General features: G+C 70.4%; 20 protein-coding genes. 6 read left to right on the top strand and 14 right to left on the bottom strand.

From position 1 onward, the window contains the following. The first annotated feature begins 256 nt into the window (after window positions 1-256). Entirely contained in the window at window positions 257-3,463 is a 3,207-nt protein-coding gene (locus tag Msi02_RS31915; RefSeq protein WP_204051623.1) for a beta propeller repeat protein, read from the top strand. Here the strand turns inward: Msi02_RS31915 and Msi02_RS31910 are convergent. Next, on the bottom strand, window positions 3,450-3,845 hold the full coding sequence (locus Msi02_RS31910; RefSeq protein WP_239108896.1) for an NUDIX hydrolase: 396 nt from the start codon (window positions 3,843-3,845) through the stop codon (window positions 3,450-3,452). The two genes, Msi02_RS31915 and Msi02_RS31910, sit on opposite strands and share 14 nt — an antisense overlap. A 72-nt stretch (window positions 3,846-3,917) precedes the next feature. Here Msi02_RS31910 and Msi02_RS31905 point away from each other — a divergent pair, with 72 nt between their 5' ends. From Msi02_RS31905 to Msi02_RS31895, 3 genes are read left to right on the top strand one after another with little or no spacing between them, the layout of a single operon-like run. Further along, the gene (locus tag Msi02_RS31905) at window positions 3,918-4,562 is read left to right on the top strand and encodes a DUF6758 family protein (RefSeq protein ID WP_079315492.1); all 645 of its coding nucleotides are present in this window, start codon (window positions 3,918-3,920) and stop codon (window positions 4,560-4,562) included. A 41-nt stretch (window positions 4,563-4,603) separates the two neighbouring features. Further along, window positions 4,604-5,314 (top strand): MBL fold metallo-hydrolase, encoded by a 711-nt coding sequence (locus Msi02_RS31900; protein ID WP_079315491.1) that lies wholly within the window; start codon window positions 4,604-4,606, stop codon window positions 5,312-5,314. Between the two features lie 4 nt (window positions 5,315-5,318). Next, entirely contained in the window at window positions 5,319-6,287 is a 969-nt protein-coding gene (locus Msi02_RS31895; protein ID WP_079315490.1) for a RecB family exonuclease, read from the top strand. On the opposite strand, the gene Msi02_RS31890 is transcribed toward Msi02_RS31895, so the two are convergent. The 3 genes from Msi02_RS31890 to Msi02_RS31880 form a co-directional block, all read right to left on the bottom strand. Beyond that, complete coding sequence (locus tag Msi02_RS31890; protein WP_204051622.1) at window positions 6,238-7,149, bottom strand: oxygenase MpaB family protein; 912 nt, start codon at window positions 7,147-7,149, stop codon at window positions 6,238-6,240. The genes Msi02_RS31895 and Msi02_RS31890 overlap by 50 nt on opposite strands. A gap of 10 nt (window positions 7,150-7,159) precedes the next feature. Continuing rightward, a complete protein-coding gene (locus Msi02_RS31885) occupies window positions 7,160-8,044 on the bottom strand; it encodes an alpha/beta fold hydrolase (RefSeq protein WP_079315488.1) in 885 nt (294 codons plus the stop codon). Window positions 8,045-8,348: 304 nt separating this feature from the next. Further along, a complete protein-coding gene (locus Msi02_RS31880; RefSeq protein WP_204051621.1) occupies window positions 8,349-10,313 on the bottom strand; it encodes a DEAD/DEAH box helicase in 1,965 nt (654 codons plus the stop codon). 445 nt (window positions 10,314-10,758) lie between these two features. Here Msi02_RS31880 and Msi02_RS31875 point away from each other — a divergent pair, with 445 nt between their 5' ends. Then, on the top strand, window positions 10,759-11,418 hold the full coding sequence (locus Msi02_RS31875) for a ferritin-like fold-containing protein (protein WP_079315486.1): 660 nt from the start codon (window positions 10,759-10,761) through the stop codon (window positions 11,416-11,418). A gap of 477 nt (window positions 11,419-11,895) precedes the next feature. Here the strand turns inward: Msi02_RS31875 and Msi02_RS31870 are convergent, their stop codons facing one another. The 5 genes from Msi02_RS31870 to ligD (Msi02_RS31850) all read right to left on the bottom strand — a co-directional run bounded on the left by Msi02_RS31870 (window position 11,896) and on the right by ligD (Msi02_RS31850) (window position 14,989). After that, window positions 11,896-12,126: a DUF3107 domain-containing protein gene (locus Msi02_RS31870; protein WP_079315485.1), complete on the bottom strand. Its 231-nt coding sequence runs from the start codon at window positions 12,124-12,126 to the stop codon at window positions 11,896-11,898. Between the two features lie 94 nt (window positions 12,127-12,220). Next, window positions 12,221-12,841 (bottom strand): TetR/AcrR family transcriptional regulator, encoded by a 621-nt coding sequence (locus Msi02_RS31865; RefSeq protein WP_030507436.1) that lies wholly within the window; start codon window positions 12,839-12,841, stop codon window positions 12,221-12,223. A gap of 72 nt (window positions 12,842-12,913) precedes the next feature. After that, a complete protein-coding gene (locus tag Msi02_RS31860; RefSeq protein WP_239108895.1) occupies window positions 12,914-13,159 on the bottom strand; it encodes an Rv3202a family protein in 246 nt (81 codons plus the stop codon). Between the two features lie 22 nt (window positions 13,160-13,181). Further along, window positions 13,182-14,063, bottom strand: coding sequence for a non-homologous end-joining DNA ligase (gene ligD / locus Msi02_RS31855; protein WP_204051620.1), 882 nt, complete (start codon window positions 14,061-14,063; stop codon window positions 13,182-13,184). Next, window positions 14,060-14,989 carry a non-homologous end-joining DNA ligase gene (gene ligD / locus Msi02_RS31850; protein ID WP_275414194.1) on the bottom strand — a complete coding sequence of 310 codons (930 nt, stop codon included), beginning with the start codon at window positions 14,987-14,989 and terminating at the stop codon, window positions 14,060-14,062. The genes ligD (Msi02_RS31855) and ligD (Msi02_RS31850) overlap by 4 nt, the downstream gene beginning before the upstream one ends. Before the next feature lie 104 nt (window positions 14,990-15,093). Between ligD (Msi02_RS31850) and ku the strand changes: the two genes are divergently transcribed. Beyond that, entirely contained in the window at window positions 15,094-16,008 is a 915-nt protein-coding gene (ku, locus tag Msi02_RS31845) for a non-homologous end joining protein Ku (RefSeq protein WP_204051618.1), read from the top strand. A gap of 214 nt (window positions 16,009-16,222) precedes the next feature. Here the strand turns inward: ku and Msi02_RS31840 are convergent, their stop codons facing one another. From Msi02_RS31840 to Msi02_RS31820, 5 genes are all read right to left on the bottom strand, one after another. After that, the gene (locus Msi02_RS31840) at window positions 16,223-16,525 is read right to left on the bottom strand and encodes a hypothetical protein (RefSeq protein WP_204051617.1); all 303 of its coding nucleotides are present in this window, start codon (window positions 16,523-16,525) and stop codon (window positions 16,223-16,225) included. Window positions 16,526-17,123: 598 nt separating this feature from the next. Then, window positions 17,124-17,666 (bottom strand): hypothetical protein, encoded by a 543-nt coding sequence (locus Msi02_RS31835; protein ID WP_079315480.1) that lies wholly within the window; start codon window positions 17,664-17,666, stop codon window positions 17,124-17,126. 669 nt (window positions 17,667-18,335) lie between these two features. After that, window positions 18,336-18,863 carry a hypothetical protein gene (locus tag Msi02_RS31830; protein WP_204051616.1) on the bottom strand — a complete coding sequence of 176 codons (528 nt, stop codon included), beginning with the start codon at window positions 18,861-18,863 and terminating at the stop codon, window positions 18,336-18,338. Between the two features lie 703 nt (window positions 18,864-19,566). Then, window positions 19,567-20,028, bottom strand: coding sequence for a hypothetical protein (locus tag Msi02_RS31825; protein WP_204051615.1), 462 nt, complete (start codon window positions 20,026-20,028; stop codon window positions 19,567-19,569). A gap of 667 nt (window positions 20,029-20,695) precedes the next feature. Next, on the bottom strand, window positions 20,696-21,310 hold the full coding sequence (locus Msi02_RS31820; RefSeq protein WP_204051614.1) for a hypothetical protein: 615 nt from the start codon (window positions 21,308-21,310) through the stop codon (window positions 20,696-20,698). Window positions 21,311-21,600 lie beyond the last annotated feature (290 nt).

The raw sequence follows: 21,600 nt of genomic DNA, 5'->3' as shown, positions 1-21,600 counted from the left end.
CGTGTTGCTCTGGATCCGTGATGGGGTATCACTGTGATCGCTTTGCCGTACCACAGGTGGAACGGTCCGGATTGACCTCTCCGGGGAGGAGGTACTGAGCGTGGCCTCGGGCCCCCACGAGCGCGACCGTCGACGCGACGGCGAACCCTCCTCCGTGCCCCCGCCGGAGCTGCACCACCGGCCGCCCGGCCCGTCTCCGTGGGCGATGCCTCCGTTCGCCGCCCCAATTCCTGACGACGCAGCTCCCGATGACGCGGTGCCGGACGACACGGGCGAGCCGGGAGACGACGAGGACACCCGGCCCTACCGCAAGATCGCCGACCCGGACTCGGCCGACCCGGACTTACCCGGCGGCACACAGTTACCCGGCGGCATCTGGGCCCCGCGCCCCGGAACGGACGCAGGCGACGGGCCGGAGCGGGCGGCACCGCGCGACCGCGGGCCCAGGACCGGCCGCAGGCCGTACGCGGCGCCGTACGGGACGGGGCCGCACGGGACGGGCGAACCGCGCCACAGCCGCTCCGGCGGCCGGAGTCCCGAGGACCCCGGCGAGCCCGGCGACCGCGGCGCGACCGGCCCGCCCGGCCCCGCGGACGCCCCGGCGACCTGGCATGGCGAGGGTGCCAGGTCGCCGGGGGAGTTCACCGCACAGGAGTCTCCCGGGCAGGAGGAGGGCCGGCGTCGCCGGATCGTGAACCGGCCGGACAAGCTGGTCGCCTCGGGCCCGCCGCGGCGGCGGCGTGCCCAGATCCCCCGAGAGAACCCGGACGGGCCCGGCGCTCCCGAGATCGACACCCCTCCCTCGGGGCCGCTGCGCGAGCAGGACCGGCAGGACCACGGCGAGCAGGACCACGGCGAGCGCGGGGAGCACGTGTGGGCGCACACGCCGCCCGAGCCCGCCTCGCGTCACGGCCTGGGGGAGTCCGGCGGCATCCGCTTGAGCCCCGAGATCCCGGTCGAGCCCGAGCACGACGAGCCGCCGGTCGAGCCGGTCGAGCGCATCGGGCGTCCGCCGGGGGGCCGCCCCGCCCGGCCCGACGTGCTCGTGGCCGCCGGCCCGCCCCGTCCGGGCGGCGGACGCCGCCACAGGCGGGTGCTACCGGTCCGGCGGTTCCCCCCGCGCTTACCCACGCGGTTCGCCCGGCTGGTCGCTCCTGCGGTGATCGCCCTGGTCCTCGTCGCGGCAGCCGTGCTGGGCGTGGCCGTCGTCAGGTGGGCCGGCGGCCCGTCCACGGCAGGGCTGCGCCTCGCCGCCGGTGACGGCCAGTCGGGCGACGCGGCGTTCTCGGCGCCCGGGCTGCCGGGCAACGGCTCCAGCCAGGTGCTCAACGCGTTCGCGGCGGCCGGCGCGACGGTGGTGGCGGCCGGCAGCGACACGACCAGCCCGCTCGCCCGGCCGCTGTTCCTCGTGTCCGCCGACGGCGGCGCGCACTGGCAGACGGGCCGGGTCGCCGACGCCCCGGGGTACGAGTCCGCGCCGGGGGCGGTCGGCAGGGTGGCGGGCGGCGACGGCCGCTGGCTCGCCGTCGGGACCGACGCGCCCGGCTCCGCGGGCCCGGCCGCGCGCGGCATGTGGGTCTCCTCCGACGGCCGGTCCTGGACCGCGGTGGACCCCGCCCGGCTCACCGCGTTCTGGAGCCAGGACAGGATCACCGACGTGGCGCGGACCGCGACCGGCTTCCTCGCCGTGGGCGCCACGACCCTGCGGGACGGCACGGCGGGTCCGGTCGCCTGGGTGTCACCCGACGGCGTCGGCTGGACGAGGGTGGACACCGACCAGATCGGCACCCCCGACAAGGTCAGGGCGATGCGGGCGGTGGCCGCCCGGGGCGACCGGGTGGTGGCGCTCGCCGATCCCGGCTCCGGTAATCAGGGGTCGGGCGACTCGATCTCGGTCGTCCTGCGCTCCGACGACGGCGGCCGCACCTGGTTGCGCACGGCCGCGGCCCTGGCGGACGTACGAGCGGAGCCAGGGGCGCTGGCCGTGACCAAGAAGGGCTTCGTGCTCGTGCCCACCCGGCAGAAGTCGGACGAGGGCGAGGTCCGGGTCTACTGCTCGCCCGAGGGCGCCGACTGGACCCAGTGCGGCACGATAGGGCCGCTCGGCGCGGAGGGGACGGGCGTGCGCGGCCTGGCCGCGTCGGCGGCGGGCGTGGCGGCGGTCGCCGAGTCGGCCTGGGAACGGTACGCCGTCTACACCAGCCAGGACGGGCGCAAGTGGACCAGGAGCGCCGACCTCGGCGGGATCCCCGGGACGCTGCGCGGGCTGGCCATCACCGACGCCGGAGTCCTCGTGGCGGGCGGCGACAAGCGCGGGCCCGGCGACGTGGAGAACCTCCCCGTGCTGATCACCGCGGGGAAGGGCGAGGCGGCGCACACCGTGCCGCTCAAGGAGATCGCCGGGCTCAACCGGCTCGCCAGGGACACCTCGGACGTCGCCGCCTCCGGCGGCACGTTCGTGGCCGTGGGCGCGGCCAACGGCGACGCCGCGATCTGGACGAGCGGCAACAACGGGGCCAACTGGAAGGACGCGCCGTTCCCCGACCTGCTGGGCGGGCCGGGACGCCAGGCGCTCAGCGGCGTCGCGCACGGCCCAAAGGGATGGCTCGCCGTCGGCAGCACGACGACCGACCCGGCGGTGACCCGGCCGCTGCTGGTCACCTCGGCCGACGGGAAGAACTGGCGGCCCGGTCCGGCGATCGAGGTGCCCGCGGGCCACTTCCTGCTCGCGCCGGGCGTGGTGGCCGCCGGTCCGAAGGGCTACGTGCTGGCGGGGGAGGACCGGTCCGCCACCGGGACGCTGCCCGCCCTGTGGTTCAGCCCCGACCTCAAGCGGTTCACCCGTTCCGCGCCGGGCAGCATGCCGGCCGGAGGGGCTGGGGTGCGCCTCTACGACGTCACGGCGACGCGCGACGGGTTCATGGCCGTCGGCGGGTCGGGCACCGCCGACCGCGAGACGGGGGTGGTCTGGGTCTCCTCCGACGGGCTCAACTGGAACGCCCGCGGCCGGGTCCTGCCGCCGGACACCACCTCGGCCGGGCTGCGCCACGTGGTCGCGACCGAGGCCGGCGTGGTGGCCGTCGGCACCGCGATGACCGAGGACGGCCCCCGCCCGTTCTCCGCGCTGTCCACCGACGACGGCGCGAGCTGGGAGTACGGCACGCTGCCCGCCGACGCCGCCGCCTCGGTCCTCGACGTGACGGCGACAGGGCGGGGACTGGTCGCCGTCGGATCGCACCGGTCGCCCGCGGACGGCGGCGAGGCCGACAGCGCCGCCTGGGTGTCCGAGGACGGGCTGGACTGGTCGCGCCGGACACTCACGCAGGACGGCCTCGGCGGCCAGGGGGCGCAGTGGCTCGGCGCGGTGGCGGTCTCCGGCGACCGGGTCGTGGCCATCGGCAGGTCGGCCGGCTACGCCGACGACCATCTGACGATCTGGCGCAGCACGGTCACCGACCGATGACCCCCCATTCGGCGAGCGCGTCGGCGAGGCCGTCGGTCAGCGGGAGCCGTACGAGGTCGGACGGCGCCCACCAGCGGGCTTCGGCGGCGTCGTCCCCGGCGACCGGCACGCCCGTGGCGGTCGCCACGTAGTCGTGGATCTCGAAGGTCGCGCCGCCGGGGGCGGGCCGCAGCACGGTCCCTGCGAGCCGTACGACGGTGACGTCGAGGCCGGTCTCCTCGCGCAGCTCGCGGCGCAGCGCCTGCTCGTCGGTCTCGCCTGGCTCGACCCTTCCGCCGGGCAGCGACCACAGCCCCTCGCCGGGAGGGCGGCCCCGCCGCACCAGCAGCAGACGCCCGTCGGCGTCGGCGACGATCGCGCCCACACATCTGATGCACCGCACATCACCAAGATTACGACTAGATAACGGGCAGACTCTTGACGTACGGACATCACGGAAGCACCGTGAATATTTGTGAGAACCGCGCCAACATGTCCGCGGTGCTTCGGGCCGCTACACGAACCGAACGTCTGGTCGAGTTCCTGGAGATGCGCCGCCCACGGGGACGTCCTGCCCTTCCAGCCGCCCCGGCGGCCCTCGCAGGCCGCTCTGGAGGCCCTGTGCGAGGCGGCCAGGGTGCCCGTCTGGCTGCCGTGGCCACTGCCTTCCGGATGGCTGGTGACGGGCTTCGCCGAGGTGGGTGACGAGCGCACCGGCACGAGGGCGAGCGTCGTCGCCCTCTCCGGTCCGTCGGTCACCCACGGTCCCGCCGACATGCTGCTCATCGCAGAGGAACCCGGCATCGGTCTCGGCGCCGCGTACGCCGGGCTGCCGGGCCCGGACCCCGGAGCCGGCTTCGACGCCGGGCCCCCGCACGCCAAGATCGACGCGCGCGGCCATCCGACGGCGCTGTGGTGCGCGGGGCGGGGAGTGCCGGGAGACCGGGCCGTCTACGTGGGCGAGGCCCTCGGCAACTGGCTGTGGACGGTCGCCTGGCCGGTCGAGGCCGGCTGCTTCATCGCGCTGGCCAACCTGTCGCTGCGCGACCTGCGGGACCAGGACCAGGCGCTCGACCTGCCCTTCGGCGCCTTCTCGCCGCGCCTCGACGGGGATGTCTGAACGGCGGGCTGGATCCGCGAGGGATAGTAAGGTTCTGAGCCGTGACAGCGCGCATCGAACGAGTGGTGACCTCGGGCCTGGTGGACATCGAAGGCGACGAGCACAAGGTCGAGAACAACACCTGGATCGTGGGCGACGACGACGAGGTCATCGTCATCGACCCGGCGCGGGACGCCGACAAGATCCTGGAGAAGGTCGGCGACCGCGAGGTCCTCGCCGTCATCTGCACCCACGGCCTGCCCGATCACGTGGGCGCCGCGATCGAGGTGGCGGCCAGGGACGAGGCCGTGATCGCCGTGCACCCCAAGGACAAGCGCCTGTGGCGGCAGACCTGGGAGGAGACCTGGCCCGACATCGACATGGAGGACGAGGGACTGTTCTCCGTGGCCGACGTCGAGCTGGAGGTGCTCTCCACGCCGGGCGTCACGCCGGGCGGCGTCTCGCTCTACTGCGAGGGCCTCGGCGCGGTCTTCACCGGCAAGACCCTGCTCATGGACGGCCCCGGCAAGCTCGGTGGGGAGTACCCCGCGCTCGCCGACCAGCTCACCTCGATCGGCGAGCGGCTGTTCACGCTGCCGCACGAGACGAGGGTGCTCCCCGCGCACGGCGAGGAGGGCAGGATCGGCGACCTGGAGCCCGAGTTCGACCGCTGGCTGTCGGGGTCGCTGACCGGCGCCCAGGAGGCCGAATCGGCGCCGCCGCTCGTGGACGGCACCGGGGCGTCCGGCATCAAGCTGAACCTCGACGAGTAGGGCCGTGGAGCAGCTCGGCCTCGACGGCATGCCGAGGCGGCTCTACACCTGCACCCCGTCGCGGCTGAACACCTGGCTCGACTGCAGGCGTCGCTACCGGTTCACCTATCTCGACCGGCCCGCTCCGCAGAAGGGGCCCCCGTGGGCGCACAACAGCGTGGGGGCCTCCGTCCACAACGCGCTGGCCGCGTGGTGGCGGGAGCCGTACGACCGGCGTACGCCGGTGATGGCGGCCGTGCTGCTCACCAACGGCTGGATCCGCGAGGGGTTCAGGGACGAGGAGCAGTCGGCCACGTGGCGGGACCGGGCCCGCGAGATGGTCTCCTCCTACGTCGCCACGCTGGACCCGGGTGACGAGCCGGTGGGCGTCGAGCGCACCGTCGCCACGCGTACGTCGGTCATCGCCGTCTCGGGCCGCGTGGACCGGCTGGACCGGCGCGGGGACGAACTGGTCGTGGTCGACTACAAGACCGGCCGCCGCCCGCCGACCTCCGACGACGCCCGTTCGTCGATCGCGCTGGCCGTCTACGCGATCGCCTCGTCCCGCATGATGCGCCGGGCCTGTCACCGGGTGGAGCTGCACCACCTGCCCACCGGGACGGTCGCGGAGTGGGAGCACACCGACGAGTCGCTCGCCCGTCACCTGCGCCGGGCCGAGGACATCGCGACGGAGGCGGCCGAGGCCGACGACGCCTACCGCGAATGGGCTCAGAACGCGGGGGCGGGCCGCGCGAAGGGCGCCGTTCCGGCACCGAGGCGGGAGGACGGCGCGGGGGCGCTCGCGGTGCCGCCCGAGATCGACCGGCTGTTCCCGCCCGAGCCGGGCCCCATCTGCTCCTGGTGCGACTTCCGCCGCCACTGCCCCGAGGGGCGGGCGGCCTCCCCCGACCGGCTCCCCTGGGACGGCCTGGCGGAGACGCCGGTCAGCCCGTCGTACGGCCGGGACGGCGGCGAGGATCGACCAGCGCCCTGAGGCCCTTGCCGACGTCGTATCCGGCGGCGCCCAGGCGCTCGCGCGAGGCCCGCAGCATGGCCCTGGTGCCGTCGTCCAGCACCTGCTGGTGCACGACGTCGGGGATCGTGTTCATGGTCAGCCGGAAGGCCCGCAACGCCGCCGTGACCGCGATCTGGGGCACCTCGGGTAGCGCGCCGTACAGGCGGCGGGCCCAGTCGGGCAGCGTGTAGTAGCACAGCGCGCCGAACGGGAAGTAGACCGGCTTGGCCGGGGACAGGAAGCGCATGTTCTCCGGCAGGCGTGGCCAGAGCAGGAACCGCACGGCGGCGGCCGACTCGGGGATGACCCGCAGGACCGGCCGCATCCGGGCGAAGTAGTCGTTCATCTCGTCGACGGAGCCGGGCACGTCGTCCGGGTGCAGCCCGACGTACCTGGCGCTGTGCCGCTGCTCCGCGAGGTACTGGTCGGCCTGCCGGTCGCTGATCGGGACGCCCGCACGGCGGACGACCTCCAGGTAGGACATGACCTCCGCGCAGTGCACCCACAGCAGCAGCTCGGGCTCGTCCACCCGGTGGGTCCTGCCCGTGTCGGGGTCGCGGATGCGCAGGGTCCGGTGGATCGCGCGCACCCGCCTGCCGATCTCCTCCGCCTCCTCGGGGCTGCCGTACGTCACGCGGCCCACGAAGTCCGCCGTGCGGCGCAGCCGGCCGAAGGGGTCCTCCCGGAAGTTGGAGTTCTGCCACACGCCCCGCATCGCCAGCGGATGCAGGGCCTGCAGCATCAGGCCGCGCACCCCGCCCACCCACATGGTCCGGTCGACGTGGACCAGCCACGTCGCGGACTCCGGCGGCTGGGCGGTCAGGCGGCTCGTCCCGGGCATGGGGACCGGGTCATCCGTGCTGGTGCTGGAGCAGCCGGCTCTCCGCCGTGTTCCAGAATCGGGTCAGGGCCGCCGCGGTGGTCTCGGGGGCCTCCACGGCCGGCGAGTGGAGCGCTCCGGGCACCACGACGCACTCGGCGTCGAGCCTGCGGGCCATCTCGGCCTGCAGCAGCGGCGGCCAGCCGTCGTCGTGCTCGCCGTACAGGACCAGGAGGTCGAGCCCGCACCCGGCCAGCTCCGCACAGCGGTCGGACGCGCCCAGGACCTCGTGCGCCATCGCCACGAGACCGGTGGGGTGGTTGGCGAGCAGCCGCTTGCGCAGGAACGCGACGATGTCGTCGGGGACGCCCGCCGCCAGCGCCTCGGGCTCCATCCGGTTCGACCACATGTAGTCGAGGCCGTACTCCGGAAGCTCGGCCAGCATGACCCGGCCCATCCGCTCCCGCGGCCCGACGATGCCCGCGGGCCCCGAGCTCATGAGCGTGAGCGACGCGAGCTTGGCGGTGCCGTTCAGCGCCGTCTCGCGGGCGACCAGCCCGCCGAAGGAGTGTCCCAGCAGGTGGACCGGCTCGCCCTGGCCGACCACCGCGGCGATCGCGTCGATGTCCGCGCCGAGGGCCGCGCACGAGTACGCCGACGGATCGTCCGGGCCCGGCGTCTCGTACTGCCCGCGCATGTCGACCGCGATCACCCTGCGGCCGGCCTGCGCGAGCGTCTGCAGCACGGCGATGAAGTCCTCCTTCGACCCCGTGAAACCGGGGACGAGAAGGGCGGGCCAGCGCTCGGGGACACCGCTGACCGGAAGCGCTTCGAGAGCCGCGAACGAGCCCAGCGGCGTTTCGATCTGCTCACTGCTGACACCCGGAGGGAGGGTCAGGAACCGTGGCGTGCTCACGAGGCCTCCTCCACCTCACCCCGGATCCCGGGAACCGATGGGCCGGACCGGCCCCACGTCCTGGACCGTCTGCTGAAGGCTCGCTCACTCACGTGGCATCACGATACCCAGGGAAGATCCCGGCGACACTTCCGAAGCGACTACGCGGGTTTCGGACGGTCATTGCGCATGCCTCCTGTCCAGGTCATACCCACTGCGGGCGGAGCGGCCCTCAAAGCAACGGGGGCAGGGAGAGCGCCGGTTGTCCGGTGCCCTCCCTGCCCCTGCGGTCGTGCTCATCGACGAACGGGCCTGTGCCGGCCCCTCACCCCGTACGGCGGGGCCGCGGCCGGGGCGGGCGGCGCCGCTGCTGGGCGCGCTCGCTCGCGGCGGACGGCGCGGGGTCGTCGTCATCGGTCGCGAGGTCGGGGGACCTGAACACGATCATGAACGGACTGGCCGGGATGATCCGCTCCGGCTCCCGCTCCGGCTTCGGGGCCGGCCGCTCGGCGGGCTCGGCGGCGGGCTCGGGGGCGGCCTCGCCCACCGGCGCCTTCCCGGCCGGCTCCTCCACCGGAAGTGCCTGCTCGCCGATGTCGGCCGCGCGGGTCCTGCGGCGCCGGGCCGGGCGCTCCTCCACCTGCTCCTCGGCCACGGGCGCCTGATCGGCGGCATGGTCGGCGGCATGGTCGGAAGCGCGGTCGGCGGCGCGGGTCCTGCGGCGGGTCGTCCTGCGCGTGGTCGCCGCCTCCGGCTCCCGTCCGCCTCCGGCCTCGTCACCAGCCTCGGCGCCGTCCACTGGGCCGTCGACTGGGCCGTCCTTGCCGGGCCGTACGGCCGTGACGTCGGCCAGCGCGCCGGTCAGGGCCGCCGCGTTCGCGCCCCTGCGTCCACGACGCCCCGGCGCGGCCTCGGCAGCGGTCTCCACAGTGGTCTCCACAGTGGTCTCGACGGGAGTCTCCACAGGGGCTTCCACCGGGGTTGGCGCCTCGGCCGTCTCCCCGGAGGGAGCCTCGGCGTCCTGGAGGCGGCCCCCACGGGTCCGCCGCCGCTCCCGGGTACGGGCGGGGCGCTCGCGGCGCTCCTCCCGATCACTTCGACCGGACTTGCCGCGGGAGCGGGTGCGCCCGGTCTCCCCGAGGTCCTCGATCTCCTCGGCCTCCAGGCCGGCGCGGGAGCGCTGGGCGCGCGGCAGCACGCCCTTGGTGCCCTCGGGGATGTCGAGGTCCGCGTACAGGTGCGGGGAGCTCGAATAGGTCTCGACGGGCTCGGTGAAGTCCAGCGAGAGGGCGTTGTTGATGACCTTCCAGCGGGTCAGCTCGGTCCACTCGACGAAGGTCACCGCGACGCCGGTGCGGCCCGCCCGGCCCGTACGGCCGATCCGGTGGACGTAGGCCTTCTCGTCCTGCGGGCAGTCGTAGTTGACGACGTGGGTGACGTCGTCGATGTCGATGCCGCGCGCCGCGACGTCGGTGGCCACCAGCACGTTGATCTTGCCGCTGCGGAACGCCCGCAGCGCCTGCTCGCGCTGGCCCTGGCCGAGGTCGCCGTGGACGGCCGCCACCGCGAAGCCCTTGTCCTTGAGCTGCTCGGCGACCATGTCGCAGGCCCGCTTGGTCTCGCAGAAGACCATCGTGAGCCCGGCGCCCCTGCTCTGCAGCAGGCGGGCCAGGATCTCGATCTTGTCCATGCGGTGCGTGCGGTAGACGTGCTGCGTCGTCAGCGTGGTCGTCTCGGCCTCGGCCGTGCCGCTCTCCGCCCTGACCCGGGTCGGCTGGGTGAGGTAACGGCGGGACAGGTTCACGATCTCGCCGGGCATGGTGGCCGAGAACAGCATGGTCTGCCGCTTCTCCGGCACCAGCTTGATGATCCGCTCGATGTCCGGAAGGAAGCCGAGATCCAGCATGCGGTCGGCCTCGTCGAGGACGAGCATGGTGATCTGGCCGAGGTCGAGGTGCTTCTGCTTGACCAGGTCGAGCAGCCGCCCGGGCGTTCCGACGATGACGTCGACGCCGTTCTTGAGCGCCTCGATCTGCGGCTCGTACGCGCGCCCGCCGTACACGGTGAGGATGCGCGATCCCAGCTTCCCGGCGGCGAGGACCAGGTCCTCGGTCACCTGGAGGGCCAGCTCGCGGGTCGGGACGAGGACCAGGCCGCGTGGCTTCTTGCGGTTCTTCCTCGGCTTGCCGACGAGCTGGAGCATGGCGACGCCGAAGGCATAGGTCTTGCCGGTGCCCGTGCGCGCCTGTCCGATGACGTCCTGGCCGGCCAGCGCCAGCGGGAGCGCCATCTCCTGAATCGGGAATGGTGAAGTGATGCCCTCGGTCTCGAGCGCATCGGCGATCTCCGGGATGACTCCCAGGTCTCGGAACGTCGTTGTCAGCGTGGCCTGCCTCAATCAGTGCGAAGGCGGCCCTCCGGGACATCCGGCCGGCAGAGCCTCCCCGGTCCGGGTCCTCGCGGACAGTCGCGCCCTCGTCGTGAATCAGCGACCGCGGCATCCAGTGGTTCCTGGGGGTCCGGGGGTGGCCCCGGATCGACACAGGGATCGATACGGTGATCGACACCGTACTGATCCACATAGTGCGGTCGCACTTCCACGAAGCAGTCTACTCGATACCACAACACGGAACCGTTTTCTGCGTCTTCTCGCTAAAAGCTCTTGCTGTGTCGCGAGAGATGCCGGTGACGAGCACGGCACCGGCGGGCAGGCCCCGGAGCCGTACGCTGCACCCATGAGTGATTCCTCTCCCGGGACTGTGGACCTGCTCGGTGTCCTCGCGTACGCCGAGCTCACCGCCTTCCTCCGGCTGGCCGAGGACGCCGCCCTGCTGGCTCCGACGCTGAACGACAGGGCCGCCCTCGGGGACGTGGCCGCGACCGAGTACGGGCACTTCCGGGTGCTGCGGGACCGGCTGGCCTCGCTCGGCGTCGATCCGGAGGAGGCCATGGCCCCGTTCGTGGAGGCGATCGACGCCTGGCACGCCCAGACAAGGCCGAAGGACTGGTACGAGGCGCTCATCAAGGCGTACGTCGGCGTGGGGATCGCGGGCGACTTCTACCGTGAGGCGGCGCGCCACACCACTCCCTCGATCAGCGCCCTGGTGGACGAGGTGCTGACCGACGAGAGCCGCGGGGAGTTCGCGGTGGAGCGGGTGCGCGCCGCGCTGGACGCCGACCCGCGGCTGTGCGGCCGTCTCGCGCTGTGGGCCCGTCGCATGGTCGGCGAGGCGCTGAGCCAGGGGCAGCGGCTCGCCGCCGCCCGGCCGCAGCTCGCCGCCCTGCTGGTGGGTGAGAAGGGCGAAGACCTGGCGGAGATCGGGCGGATGTTCGCCAGGCTGACCGAGGAGCACGGCAAGCGGATGGCCGCCCTCGGCCTCACGCCCGGCCCGTGATCGTCACGGCTTCCGCGCGGAGGTCGTCGACGCGGGTGATTCGCGCCATCGATCCCCGCCGACCTGGCCAGATTTCCGGAACGATGGCGATCGGGAGGGCCGGGAGCCCGTCCCGCGCGCCTGCCGGTCCGGCGTTCATGGGTCGCGAACGTGGCAAACGGATGTACGGTGCGAGCATGAGGGCCTCGCGCCGCTACGGCACTTCCTTGACGAGATGTGGGCCGAACACCTGGACTCCGCGTGCGGTGTTGCGGAGAGGAAGCGCGGGCTGTCCGACGATCAGCGGGAGGCGGGATCCCCATCACGCGGATCTGACCCGCCGTCCCCGCGGATGCGGTTACGGACGCACCTGACCCGCGCGGATCCCGGTCGGCCGGTCCATGGAGAACACGGTCAGCGGAGAACACGGTCAGCCGCCGGGACGGCGCGCGCGGTGGGCGCGCGCCGTCGGCGGCGGGTGACGATCGCGGAGACGGGCTAGAGCGTCCCGCCGAAGCCGACGGGGCGAGACTCGTCCTCGCCGATCTCGACGAATCCGAGCGAGTCGACGGGGACGACCACTCGGCGGCCGCTGGTGTCGGTGAGCGAGAAGACGCCCTTGTCCGAGGCGAGCGCCTTGCGGAGTTCCTCCTCGATCTCCTCGGCCGACAGGTCGGTCTCCACGACGAGTTCACGGTGCACCGACTGCACGCCGATCTTTATTTCCATCGGGCTCCCCTTTCGCGAGGGCTGTTCCCTACCCATCGTCGTCGCCTCAGGGAGCGGTCAGCCCGGTGATCGCGTGAAGCGAACAGGATTCCGGTCAGCCGGTGCGCGGGAAACCGCTGATGCCGCGCCAGGCCAGGCGCGCCATCAACTGGGTCGCCGCCTCCTTGGGGATCGAGCCGTGGCTGCTGAGCCAGTAGCGCGCGCTCACCTCGGCCATGCCGACCAGGCCCACGCCGAGCAGGTGCGCCTCGTCGCTGGAGCAGCCGGTGTCCTCCTGGATCACCCGGCTGATCGCCTCGGCGCTCTCGTGCAGCGAGCGCTCCATCCGCTGCCGTACGGGCGCGACGTTGCGCAGGTCGGATTCGAAGACGAGCCGGAACGCCTCGCCCTGGCTGGAGACGAAGTCGAAGAAGGCGCCGATGGCGGCCTGCACCCGCTGCTTGTTGTCGGTGGTGGACTCGAGCGCCTGCCGGCACCGGGTCACCATGTCGTCGACGTGCAGATCCAGCAGCGCGAGATACAGCTCCAGCTTGCCCGGGAAGTGCTGGTAGAGCACCGGCTTGCTCACACCGGCCCGCTCGGCGATCTCGTCCATCGCCGCCGCGTGGTAGCCGTTCTCCACGAACACTTCCTGTGCCGCGCTCAGCAACTGGCGGCGGCGGGCCATCCGGGGTAGCCGGGTGCCCCGGGGCTTGGCGTCCGGGGTAGCGGTCACGGCAGTCTCCTTGCAAGATGCGCATCGGGGGCTCCCGCCCCGCGGCCTCATCCTACGTGTCGGTAATCCGGATCAGCGATAGTCGTCGTCGTCGAGGTCGACCGTACGCTCCTGCTCGGCCACGTCGGCCGGGTCGGCGTCGAACGGGACGCGCTCGGGCCAGCGCCTGTCGTCGGCGACCTTGACGAGCTGGTGCTGCTCGACCGCGTCGGCCTCCGGCGCCTCGATCGAGATCTCCTCGACCACCTCGTCGAGGGGGTCCATCTCGGGCATCTGCTTGTCCTTCCGTTCGAAGGTCGGCTGCGACAGGTCCAACACTACGGCCAGGGTGGCGGCCGGGCTAAACGGTGAGGGCTCCGAACATGTCGCCGTGTTCCGCCACGCGCTCCAGCACGTCAGATGCGGTGAACACCAGCTGGTCCGGGCTGTCGCACGCCTCGACCTCCTCCCACGACAGGGGAGTGGACGCGGTCGGCCGTGCGGCGGCGCGCAGCGAGTAGGGCGCGACCGTCGTCTTGGCCGGGTTGTTCTGGCTCCAGTCGATGAAGACCTTGCCCGGCCGCTCCTTCTTCGCCATCACGCTGGTCACGAACGGATGCTCGGCCTGCATCCGCCGGGCGAGCGCCTTGGCGTAGTCGGAGGTGCCCGGGCCCCGGTCCCAGGGGACGTAGAGCTGCATGCCCTTCTGGCCGCTGGTCTTGGGATGGCACTCCAGGCCGTCGTCGGCCAGGGCCTGCCGCAGCAGGACGGCGACCCGGCAGCAGTCGACGATCGTGGCGGGGGCGCCGGGGTCGAGGTCGAAGACGAGGGTGTCGGGCGGCTGCGGCTCGCCGTCCTTGGCCACCCGCCACATCGGCACGTGGATCTCCAGGGCGGCCAGGTTGGCGTAGTAGACCAGGGTCGGCAGGTCCTCCACGACGGCGAAGTCGATCTCCTCGCGGTTCTTGGTGCTGCCCGGCGCGGGCAGGGTCACCGTACGGACCCAGTCGGGCGTGTGCTCGGGGACGTTCTTCTCGAAGAAGAACTGGCCGTCGACGCCGTTCGGGTAACGCTTGACCGTGAGCGGGCGCCCTTTGAGGTGCGGCAGCAGGACCGGCGCGATCCGGGTGTAGTAGTCGATCACTTCGGCCTTGGTGAACGCGGTGTCGGGATAGAGAACCTTGTCCAGGTTGGTCAGGACAAGCAGGCGGCCCTCGACCTTCACCCGCACCTTCTCCGTCATCGCTGCTCCTCCCGCCGCACCTCCGCGGGGACCTTGTCGCCGCGCACGCCCCGCCACACAGGGTTGCGCAGCCGCCCGTCGCGCGTCCACATGGTGAACGCCACCTCGCCGACCACCTCGGGCCGCACCCACCGGGCGTACCTGGAGATCTCCCTCGGAAGCCCGTCAGAGAAGGGGCTCTGCCCGATCTCGAGCGGCTCAATCAGACGGAGGATGTCGCCGAGCATCGCGTCGGTGAACCCGGTGCCCACGTGGCCGACGAAGAGGAACGCGGCCGGAGAGGCCCCGGCGTACATGCCGAGCAGGAGCGATCCGACGCCCCCCGCGCGGCGGCCCTTGCCCGGCCGCCAGCCGCCGACGACCACCTCGGCGGTACGCAGGTTCTTGACCTTGATCCACCACTCCGCCCTGCGCCCCGGCCGGTACGGCGAGTCGAGGCGCTTGGCGACCACGCCCTCCAGTCCCTGCCGCCTGGTCGCCTCCAGCACCGCCGGTTCGCAGGGGAGGTACGGCGGCGCGCCCAGGCCGAGCGAGTCGAGCAGCGCCCGCCGGTCCAGGTAGGGCAGGTCCAGCAGCGTGTGCCCGTCGAGATGGAGCAGGTCGAAGGGCAGGTAGGAGACCGGCAGCCGGCCGAGCACGTGGGCCCCGGCGGGATCGGTGATGTGCATGCGCCTTTGCAGCCGGGCGAAGCTGGGCCGGCCCTCGGGGTCGAAGGCCACCACCTCGCCGTCGACGACCGCCCTGCGCCCGGCCAGCGGGGCCATGGCGGCGGAGATCTCGGGATAGCGGGAGGTGAAGTCGGCGCCGTGCCGCCCGGTAACCCGCACGCCACCGTCGACGTACGCGAGCGCCCGGATGCCGTCCCACTTCACCTCCAGCGCGTACGCCTCGGGGTCGGAGGGCATTTCTCCTGGAATGGCAAGCATCGGCTCGATCGGATACGGCACCGCCATAGTGGGTACCTGCCCATGAGGTAACTCCCTTGAATCCCACCATAGCGTTGTTCGAACACAGAGACGAGAATGTGGCTATGCGCAGCATCTGGAAAGGCGCGATCTCGTTCGGTCTTGTCACGATTCCGGTGAAGCTCTACTCGGCGACCGAACAGAAGGACGTCACATTCCACCAGGTGCACCGGGAGGACGGCGGCAGGATCAAGTACAAGAGGGTCTGCTTGATCGACGGCGAAGAGGTGCCCTACTCCGACATCGCCAAGGGATACGAGCTCGCGACCGGCGAGATGGTCGTGCTGACCGACGAGGACTTCGCCGACCTGCCGCTGACCACCTCCCGCAGGATCGACGTGCTGCAGTTCACTCCCGCGGACCAGATCGACCCCATCTACTTCGCCAAGTCCTACTACCTGGAGCCGGACGGGCAGGGCGCCAAGCCGTACGTGCTGTTGCGGGACGCTCTGGAGCGGTCGGGACAGGTGGCGGTCGTGAAGGTCGCCCTGCGGCAGCGCGAGTCGCTGGCCGCGCTCCGCGTCCGCGACGGCGTCTTCGTGCTGGAGACGATGCTCTGGCCGGACGAGATCCGCGAGGCCGACTTCGGGTTCCTGGAGGAGGACGTCGACGTACGTCCCCAGGAACTGAAGATGGCCGAGTCCCTGATCGAGACGATGGTGGCGGACTTCGATCCCACGGAGTACAAGGACGCCTACCGCGAGGCGCTGCAGGAGGTCATCGAGGCCAAGGTGGCGGGCAAGGAGGTCGTCGCTCCCGAGGCTCCGGCCGAGGCCGGGCCGGCCGTCGACCTCATGGCCGCGCTGCGGGCCAGCGTCGAGGCGGCCAAACGGGAGCGCCAGGGCGCCCCTGCGGCCAAGTCGCCCGGCAGAGCCGCCAAGGCCGCCGCCTCCGGCTCCGCCGCCAGGAAGGCCGCCTCTGACGGTGCGGACGAGGAGGAGAAGGCGCCGAAGAAGCGGAAGACCCGCCGCTCCGCGTAAGCCCGGGTCGTTTCGGAGGAGCCCCGGCGGGCGTTTCCGCCGGGGCTTTGTTCACGGTACGGAAGGTGGGCGATCCGTACAGGGCCGCAGGCTCTCGGTCGCCCGTTCACCGCCGCCCGATCGCCACGAAGGTGGCGGAGGCGTGATCAGGGCGGGCCCGGACACCGCGGCTTCGCGCCGGCGGCCCCGTACGAGTGGGTGTCACCCGTCAGTGTCAGTCGTCGTCGTCGCCGTCGATCTCGAGGACGGCGTCACCGGATGCGTTGGCCACGACGGGCCGACTGATCTTCTTCTCCTTCTTGAACTTGAAGAAGCGGAAGTCGTTCCGGTTGACGGCCGTGTTACGGCAGCCGCGACCGCGACGCCCGCAGTGGTCCCAGCCGTGGCCCCAGTTGCTGCTGATGGTCGGGGTGCCAGGGGTGGCTGCGTGAGCCGTGGTGGCGCTCAGGGCGAGCGCGCCGCCGGCCATTACCGTACTGACCGCCAGACCGGTGATGACGTTCCGGAATTTGGGCATTGAGGTCCTCCTCGAAGGATGGAGTGCCCGAGTGCGACATTCCCAGTGACTGTCGGAAATGTCCGGGTGATGTCCTGTATGTCCGGTCATCGCCCGTGGCGTCTTAATTGCCGATGCGGCCTCCCGGCAAACTCGGCCGGAGGGGATTTGGGCTCGCGTTGTGGCGCGATGCCTGGGGTTAGGCGACCGCTGACCTGATCGACATGCGTGCCTGACGTGTCTGTGCGGAATCCGGGGTAGGGCGGGCTTGGCTTCCCCGTCGCGGTGCCTCTCAATCCCCAGTTCGGGTTCGCTTCGGTCTGCGGAAGCCGGTCCTCTCAGGGCGGCGCGTGAGGCGTCGGCGGGGCGAGAACGGGGGCGCAAAGGTCAGGGCTCCGGCGAGGATCTCGCCGGAGCCCTTGTCTCATGCCATCAGGTGGACGGCGCTTCCAGGCTTCCTGCCGCTCAGTGCGCGGATGCGCTGGAAACACCTGGTTGCACTCACCGGCGCCGTCGTCCCCGGCCGGTGACGGAGAGGCACTCGTGGGCGGTCCCGCCCACAGGCTCCCGTCACCCGACCGGACGGCGCGGTGTCGCGCGAGGCGTCAGGCCTCGCGGATCAGACGTTGTTGTTGTGGTTGTTGTCCTTGTTGTTGTGCTCGCGGTCGTTGCGGTTCCACCAGTCGTTGTTGTTGTGGTCCCACCAGTTCTGGTCTGCCCACCAGTTGTTGTTGAGCCAGTTGAAGGCCTTGTCGTCCTTCTCCTGGAAACCGAAGGCGACGTCCTTGGCGACGAGGCCGAATGCGTCGTGCTGAGACTTGTCGTCCTTGTAGAGGTTCTGGCCCCACCAGTTGTTGGTGTCCCACCAGTTGTTCTGGTGTCGGTCGTTGATGTTGTGGTCGCGGTCGTTGCGCTCCCGGTTGTTGTTCGGGGAGAACGCGTGCGGGAAGAAGTCCTCCCCCTTCTTGTTGTCCTGGGCGATGCCGCCCGTGCTGTCGTCGACGCCGTTGGCCGCGCCGTCCTTGACGATGGGGCGGTCCTCCTTCTTGGTCCAGAAGGGGTTGTCGTCGGCGCTGGCGGCCGTGGCGCCCATGGCGACGGCCCCGCCGACGGCCATGGTGCTGAGCGCGAGCCCTGCGAAGATCTTCTTGAGGTTGGGCATTATGGTTCCTCCCTGACAGGATTCGATTTCGAATTGCCCTGCGTTTATCGGTATTTCCCACCCGCCTGCGGCGGGTGGAAATTTCTTCATGGCTCTTATTGAGCCTTGCTTCCGACGCTAGGGTGATTTCCTGCCGGGCGGCCCGACAAACTGACGTCTGCTGCTTTTAGTTAATGATTAGCTGCGTATAGGCTTGATTCGATGGATAATGCGCCTTATGTAGTGATAGGTACGATTTGCCCCCCAGGAGTGGACGCGGTCCGGGGTGCGGCGAGCGGGGGCGCCGGCTTACCTGGGTTCGCCTTTCGGGGGTCGGCCGGGCTGGTCGGTGAGGTCGGCGAGGTCGGAAAGCGGTCGCGATCGCGGACGGAGGAAAGGCCGCGGAGGGAAGGGAGTTGCGGCGATGACCGCGGTCAGGGGAAAAGAGCAGGGCTCCGGCGGAACCTTCCCGCCGGAGCCCTTGGTTGTCACTGTAGGAGGATTGACGGCCGTTCCCGTTCAGGCTGCCGTCGCTCGGTGAGCGAGCGGCCGGCCGGGCGGGGAACGTGTCTCTGCACTCAACGGCGCCAGTCCGTGAGCCGGAGTCGGAGACCTCGTGGGAGGTTTTCCGGATCCGTCATCTTCCCGGAACGGCGCGATCGTCTCGCAGTAGCCGCTGGACCTGCCTTCTCAGTTCACGCGGTCGTTGTCGTTGCGGTTCCACCAGTTGTTGTCGTTGTTGTTCCACCAGTTGTTGTTGTTCCACCAGTTGTTGTTGAACCAGGTGTTGTCCTTGTTCGTCTTGTCCTGGAAGCCGATCGCGACGTCCTTGGCGACGAGGCCGAAGCCGGAGAAGTCGTCCCGCTTGTCGGAGAACGCCCCCTGGTTCCAGAAGTTCTGGTTGTTCCACCAGCAGTTGTCGTCGTTCTGGTTGAAGTTGTGGTTGCGGTCGTTCCTATCGAAGTTGTTGTTGTTCGGGTTGAAGAAGACGGGGAAGACGTTCTCCCGCTCACCGCGCTCGCCGATACCCCGGTTGCCCTGGGCGATGCCGCCCGTGCTGTCGTCGACGCCGTTGGCCAGGCCGTCCTTCACGATGGGACGGTCCACGTCGCCGGTCCTGGTCGCAGCGCCGGCGGCACCGGCGCCCAGGGCGAGCGTGCCGCCGACGGCGGCGGTGCTCAGCGCGAGACCAGCGATGATCTTGTGGAGCTTGGACATGCGTGTCCCCCTTGACAGGATTCAGTATCCCTGAATTTGTTTAGGGCATTTCTGAGAGAAATGTCCTTCGGGCTCTTGATTGAGCCCTAACTTCCTGTGCTGTCATGATTTCCAGCAGGCTGGCCCGACAAACGGCCATCTAAGCCTTTTGATCACTAGTTAGAGTCTTATGAACTGACTTAGAGGTATTAGAAGAGAAATGTCTCGATTGACCGATTTCCGGTGAGGGCGTTCACGTATCGGAGCTGCGTCGTGAGGCGGAAGCGGAGGTGACGGCGCCTGAGGCGCCTGCGGTGTTGTGGGCGTCGTCCGCCCGCGTGCCGCTGCGCAAGGCCGGGGCCGGTCCGGCCGGGCCGGGAAAGGCGTCCTGGAGGGCTTGCGTGCTGTCAGGAACCTGGGCGCGAAACTGTCGCTTCGGGCCCGGTGCCTGACCCGGCGCCTGAGCCCGCCGTACGGGGGAAAAGTCAGGGCTCCGGCGAGAGTCTCGCCGGAGCCCTTGTTTCTGCTGGATCGAACGGCCGTTCCCGGAGTGTGGAGTGCTCACGGAGCCTTCGACGCCACGGGAACGTGACTGCGCCTCAGGGCGCCGTTCTCCTGTCAAGGCGGTGGAGGACGGTGTGGCCGGCCGTTTCCGTCATCCCTTCACCTGGCAGGATTCCGAGCGGCGCGGTCGTCTCGCAGGCCGTTGCCGGCCCCGCCTTTCTCAGTTGCAGAAGTTGTTGTTGTTATTGTTGCACCAGTTGTTGTTCTGGTTGTTGTTCCACCAGCAGTTGTTGTTGAACCAGCCGTTGTTGAAGAAGTTGCTCTTGCGGTTGGTCTTGTCGCTGAAGGCGATCGTGGCGCACGGGCCGACGATGGCGAAGTTGGAGTCGCTGTCGAGGTCGTCGCAGAAGGCGCTCTGGTTCCAGAAGTTCTGGTTGTTGTTGAAGCAGTTGTTCTGGTTGTTGTTGCACCAGTTGTTGTTGTTGCAATTGTTGAACGGCTGGCAGTTGTTGTTGTTGTTACAGTTGAAGGGAACGAAGTTGTTGTTGCAGGGCATGCCGCCCATACCGAAGAAGCCGTCTTCGCAGCCGGCGCTCGCGGCCGTGGCGCTCATGGCGATCGCGCCCCCGGCGATCGCGGTGCCGAGTGCGAGTCCGGCGAGAACCTTCTTGAACTTGGGCATTGCTGTCCCCCTTGGAAAAGGATTGAGAATTCCCCGCATCCTTCGATATTTCTCTGTTGGAGATTCGAGAGAAATATCTCTATGGCCCCCGTGGGCCGGGTTCCTGCGATACGTTGATGTCCGGCGGCATCACCCGACAAACGCGCCTCTATGGCTTTTGATCAGCTATTAGCAGGCTATGGAACGAATTGGAGGAGAAAAGAGCGACTTGTCCCGTAATGTCCGATTCGACTGCGGGATGCGGGGCGGAGGCCGGAGACGCCGCGGAGCGTCAGTGACAGGCCGCCGAGGCCGGGATCGCACGGGGGTGGACGGTCTCGCATGGCGGCGTTCCAGGGGGCGTTCGAGAGGGCGTGGAGCGGACCGCGGCGGGCGAGGCGACCCCGGCGATTGAGGCCCGCGAGCAGAGCCTGCGGCGCGGTGGAGTGGGGGTGGGGTGGGCGAAATCCCCGAGGTGGCGGCCGAGGGAAGCCGGGGACCCCGATGACGAACCCTGGGTGGGTGCGGCGAAGAGCGGTCGAAGTGGGGGCGACGAAAAGTGCCCGTGCTCACGATGGGCGCGGAACTCCACGCTCCGGTGAGCACGGGCACATTCATCCGGCACCCGGGCCGTAGGCCCGAGGCTCAGCGAGACCGGTCATCCCGGCCATGCGAAGGACGCCGCGGATCAGGGGACGGGCTCGTACCCCGGACGCTCGTAGTCGTCCTTCTTCTTCTTCTCCTCTTCCTTCTTCTTGATGTCGGCGTCGACGTCGATGTCGACATCCTTGGTCTTGGCCTGCGGGTTGATCTGGGTGGCCGTGTTGGTGCGCGGGTCGGCCTGCGAGGACTGGTCCTGCCAGGGCCGGTTGTGCATCTGGTTCCAGTCGGTGGTGTTCGTCGTCGGGACGGTGGAGTTCTGCGACCACTGGGCGTTCCACGGCACCGCCGCGGAGCCGTTCGACGACTTCTGGAACGGCGTGAGAACGAGCGTGAAGTCACGCAGCAGGAACTGGCTCTGGGTCTCCGACTGACGAGCGTGCTGCCACTCGTGGTTCTTGTTCTTGTTCTTGTTCTTGTTCTTGTTACGGCCCTTCTGCCCCTGGGCCTGCCGGTTGGTGTTGTAGTTGCGGTTGTAGCTCGGCCGGACGTAGCGGACACCGCCGGAGGGAGCGGGAACGTACCCGCCCATGACGGTCGCTGCGCTGGCCGTGCCGGCGGTGGCGCCACCGAGCACGATGGCCGCGCCGCTCAGCGCGGTGCCGAGGGCGAGGGCCCCGGCGATGTTCTTCAACACGGACATCTGGGTGTTTCTCCTCTGAATATCGCGACCCCGGCCCGGTCCCCTGAGGGATCGGGGCGGGTGGTAGTGGATTCGGCGCCGTCGTGTGTGACGCGGCGCGATGCGTTCGCCTGGCACCGGCGGCCCTCTCCTCGAAACACGCCGCGGGTGCTCTGCTCTCTCAACTGCTCGCTCGACCGCGGACGGAGCGGCGGACACGGGTGGCGCCGGCGCCGTGTCTCACGGCCATCCGGTCGCCGCCCGTCCCGCCGGGCGGGTGTGGCCGCCGCTCCGCCGGTCGCGCGTATCTC

This window comes from Microbispora siamensis, from assembly GCF_016863095.1.
GTDB classification, from domain to species: Bacteria; Actinomycetota; Actinomycetes; order Streptosporangiales; family Streptosporangiaceae; genus Microbispora; species Microbispora siamensis.
The sequence above is the reverse complement of the archived record's forward strand: the minus strand, read 5'-3'. Positions and strand labels throughout refer to the sequence as shown.

What these genes read in the sequence shown, in the direction of transcription:
- Msi02_RS31890 (WP_204051622.1), bottom strand. Translation starts at nt 7,149, where the DNA reads ATGCCCGGGACGAGCCGCCTGACCGCCCAGCCGCCGGAGTCCGCGACG.
- Msi02_RS31880 (WP_204051621.1), bottom strand. Translation starts at nt 10,313, where the DNA reads ATGGCGCTCCCGCTGGCGCTGGCCGGCCAGGACGTCATCGGACAGGCG.
- Msi02_RS31875 (WP_079315486.1), top strand. Translation starts at nt 10,759, where the DNA reads ATGAGTGATTCCTCTCCCGGGACTGTGGACCTGCTCGGTGTCCTCGCG.
- Msi02_RS31870 (WP_079315485.1), bottom strand. Translation starts at nt 12,126, where the DNA reads ATGGAAATAAAGATCGGCGTGCAGTCGGTGCACCGTGAACTCGTCGTG.
- ligD (WP_204051620.1), bottom strand. Translation starts at nt 14,063, where the DNA reads ATGACGGAGAAGGTGCGGGTGAAGGTCGAGGGCCGCCTGCTTGTCCTG.
- ligD (WP_275414194.1), bottom strand. Translation starts at nt 14,989, where the DNA reads ATGCTTGCCATTCCAGGAGAAATGCCCTCCGACCCCGAGGCGTACGCG.
- ku (WP_204051618.1), top strand. Translation starts at nt 15,094, where the DNA reads ATGCGCAGCATCTGGAAAGGCGCGATCTCGTTCGGTCTTGTCACGATT.
- Msi02_RS31840 (WP_204051617.1), bottom strand. Translation starts at nt 16,525, where the DNA reads ATGCCCAAATTCCGGAACGTCATCACCGGTCTGGCGGTCAGTACGGTA.
- Msi02_RS31835 (WP_079315480.1), bottom strand. Translation starts at nt 17,666, where the DNA reads ATGCCCAACCTCAAGAAGATCTTCGCAGGGCTCGCGCTCAGCACCATG.
- Msi02_RS31830 (WP_204051616.1), bottom strand. Translation starts at nt 18,863, where the DNA reads ATGTCCAAGCTCCACAAGATCATCGCTGGTCTCGCGCTGAGCACCGCC.
- Msi02_RS31825 (WP_204051615.1), bottom strand. Translation starts at nt 20,028, where the DNA reads ATGCCCAAGTTCAAGAAGGTTCTCGCCGGACTCGCACTCGGCACCGCG.
- Msi02_RS31820 (WP_204051614.1), bottom strand. Translation starts at nt 21,310, where the DNA reads ATGTCCGTGTTGAAGAACATCGCCGGGGCCCTCGCCCTCGGCACCGCG.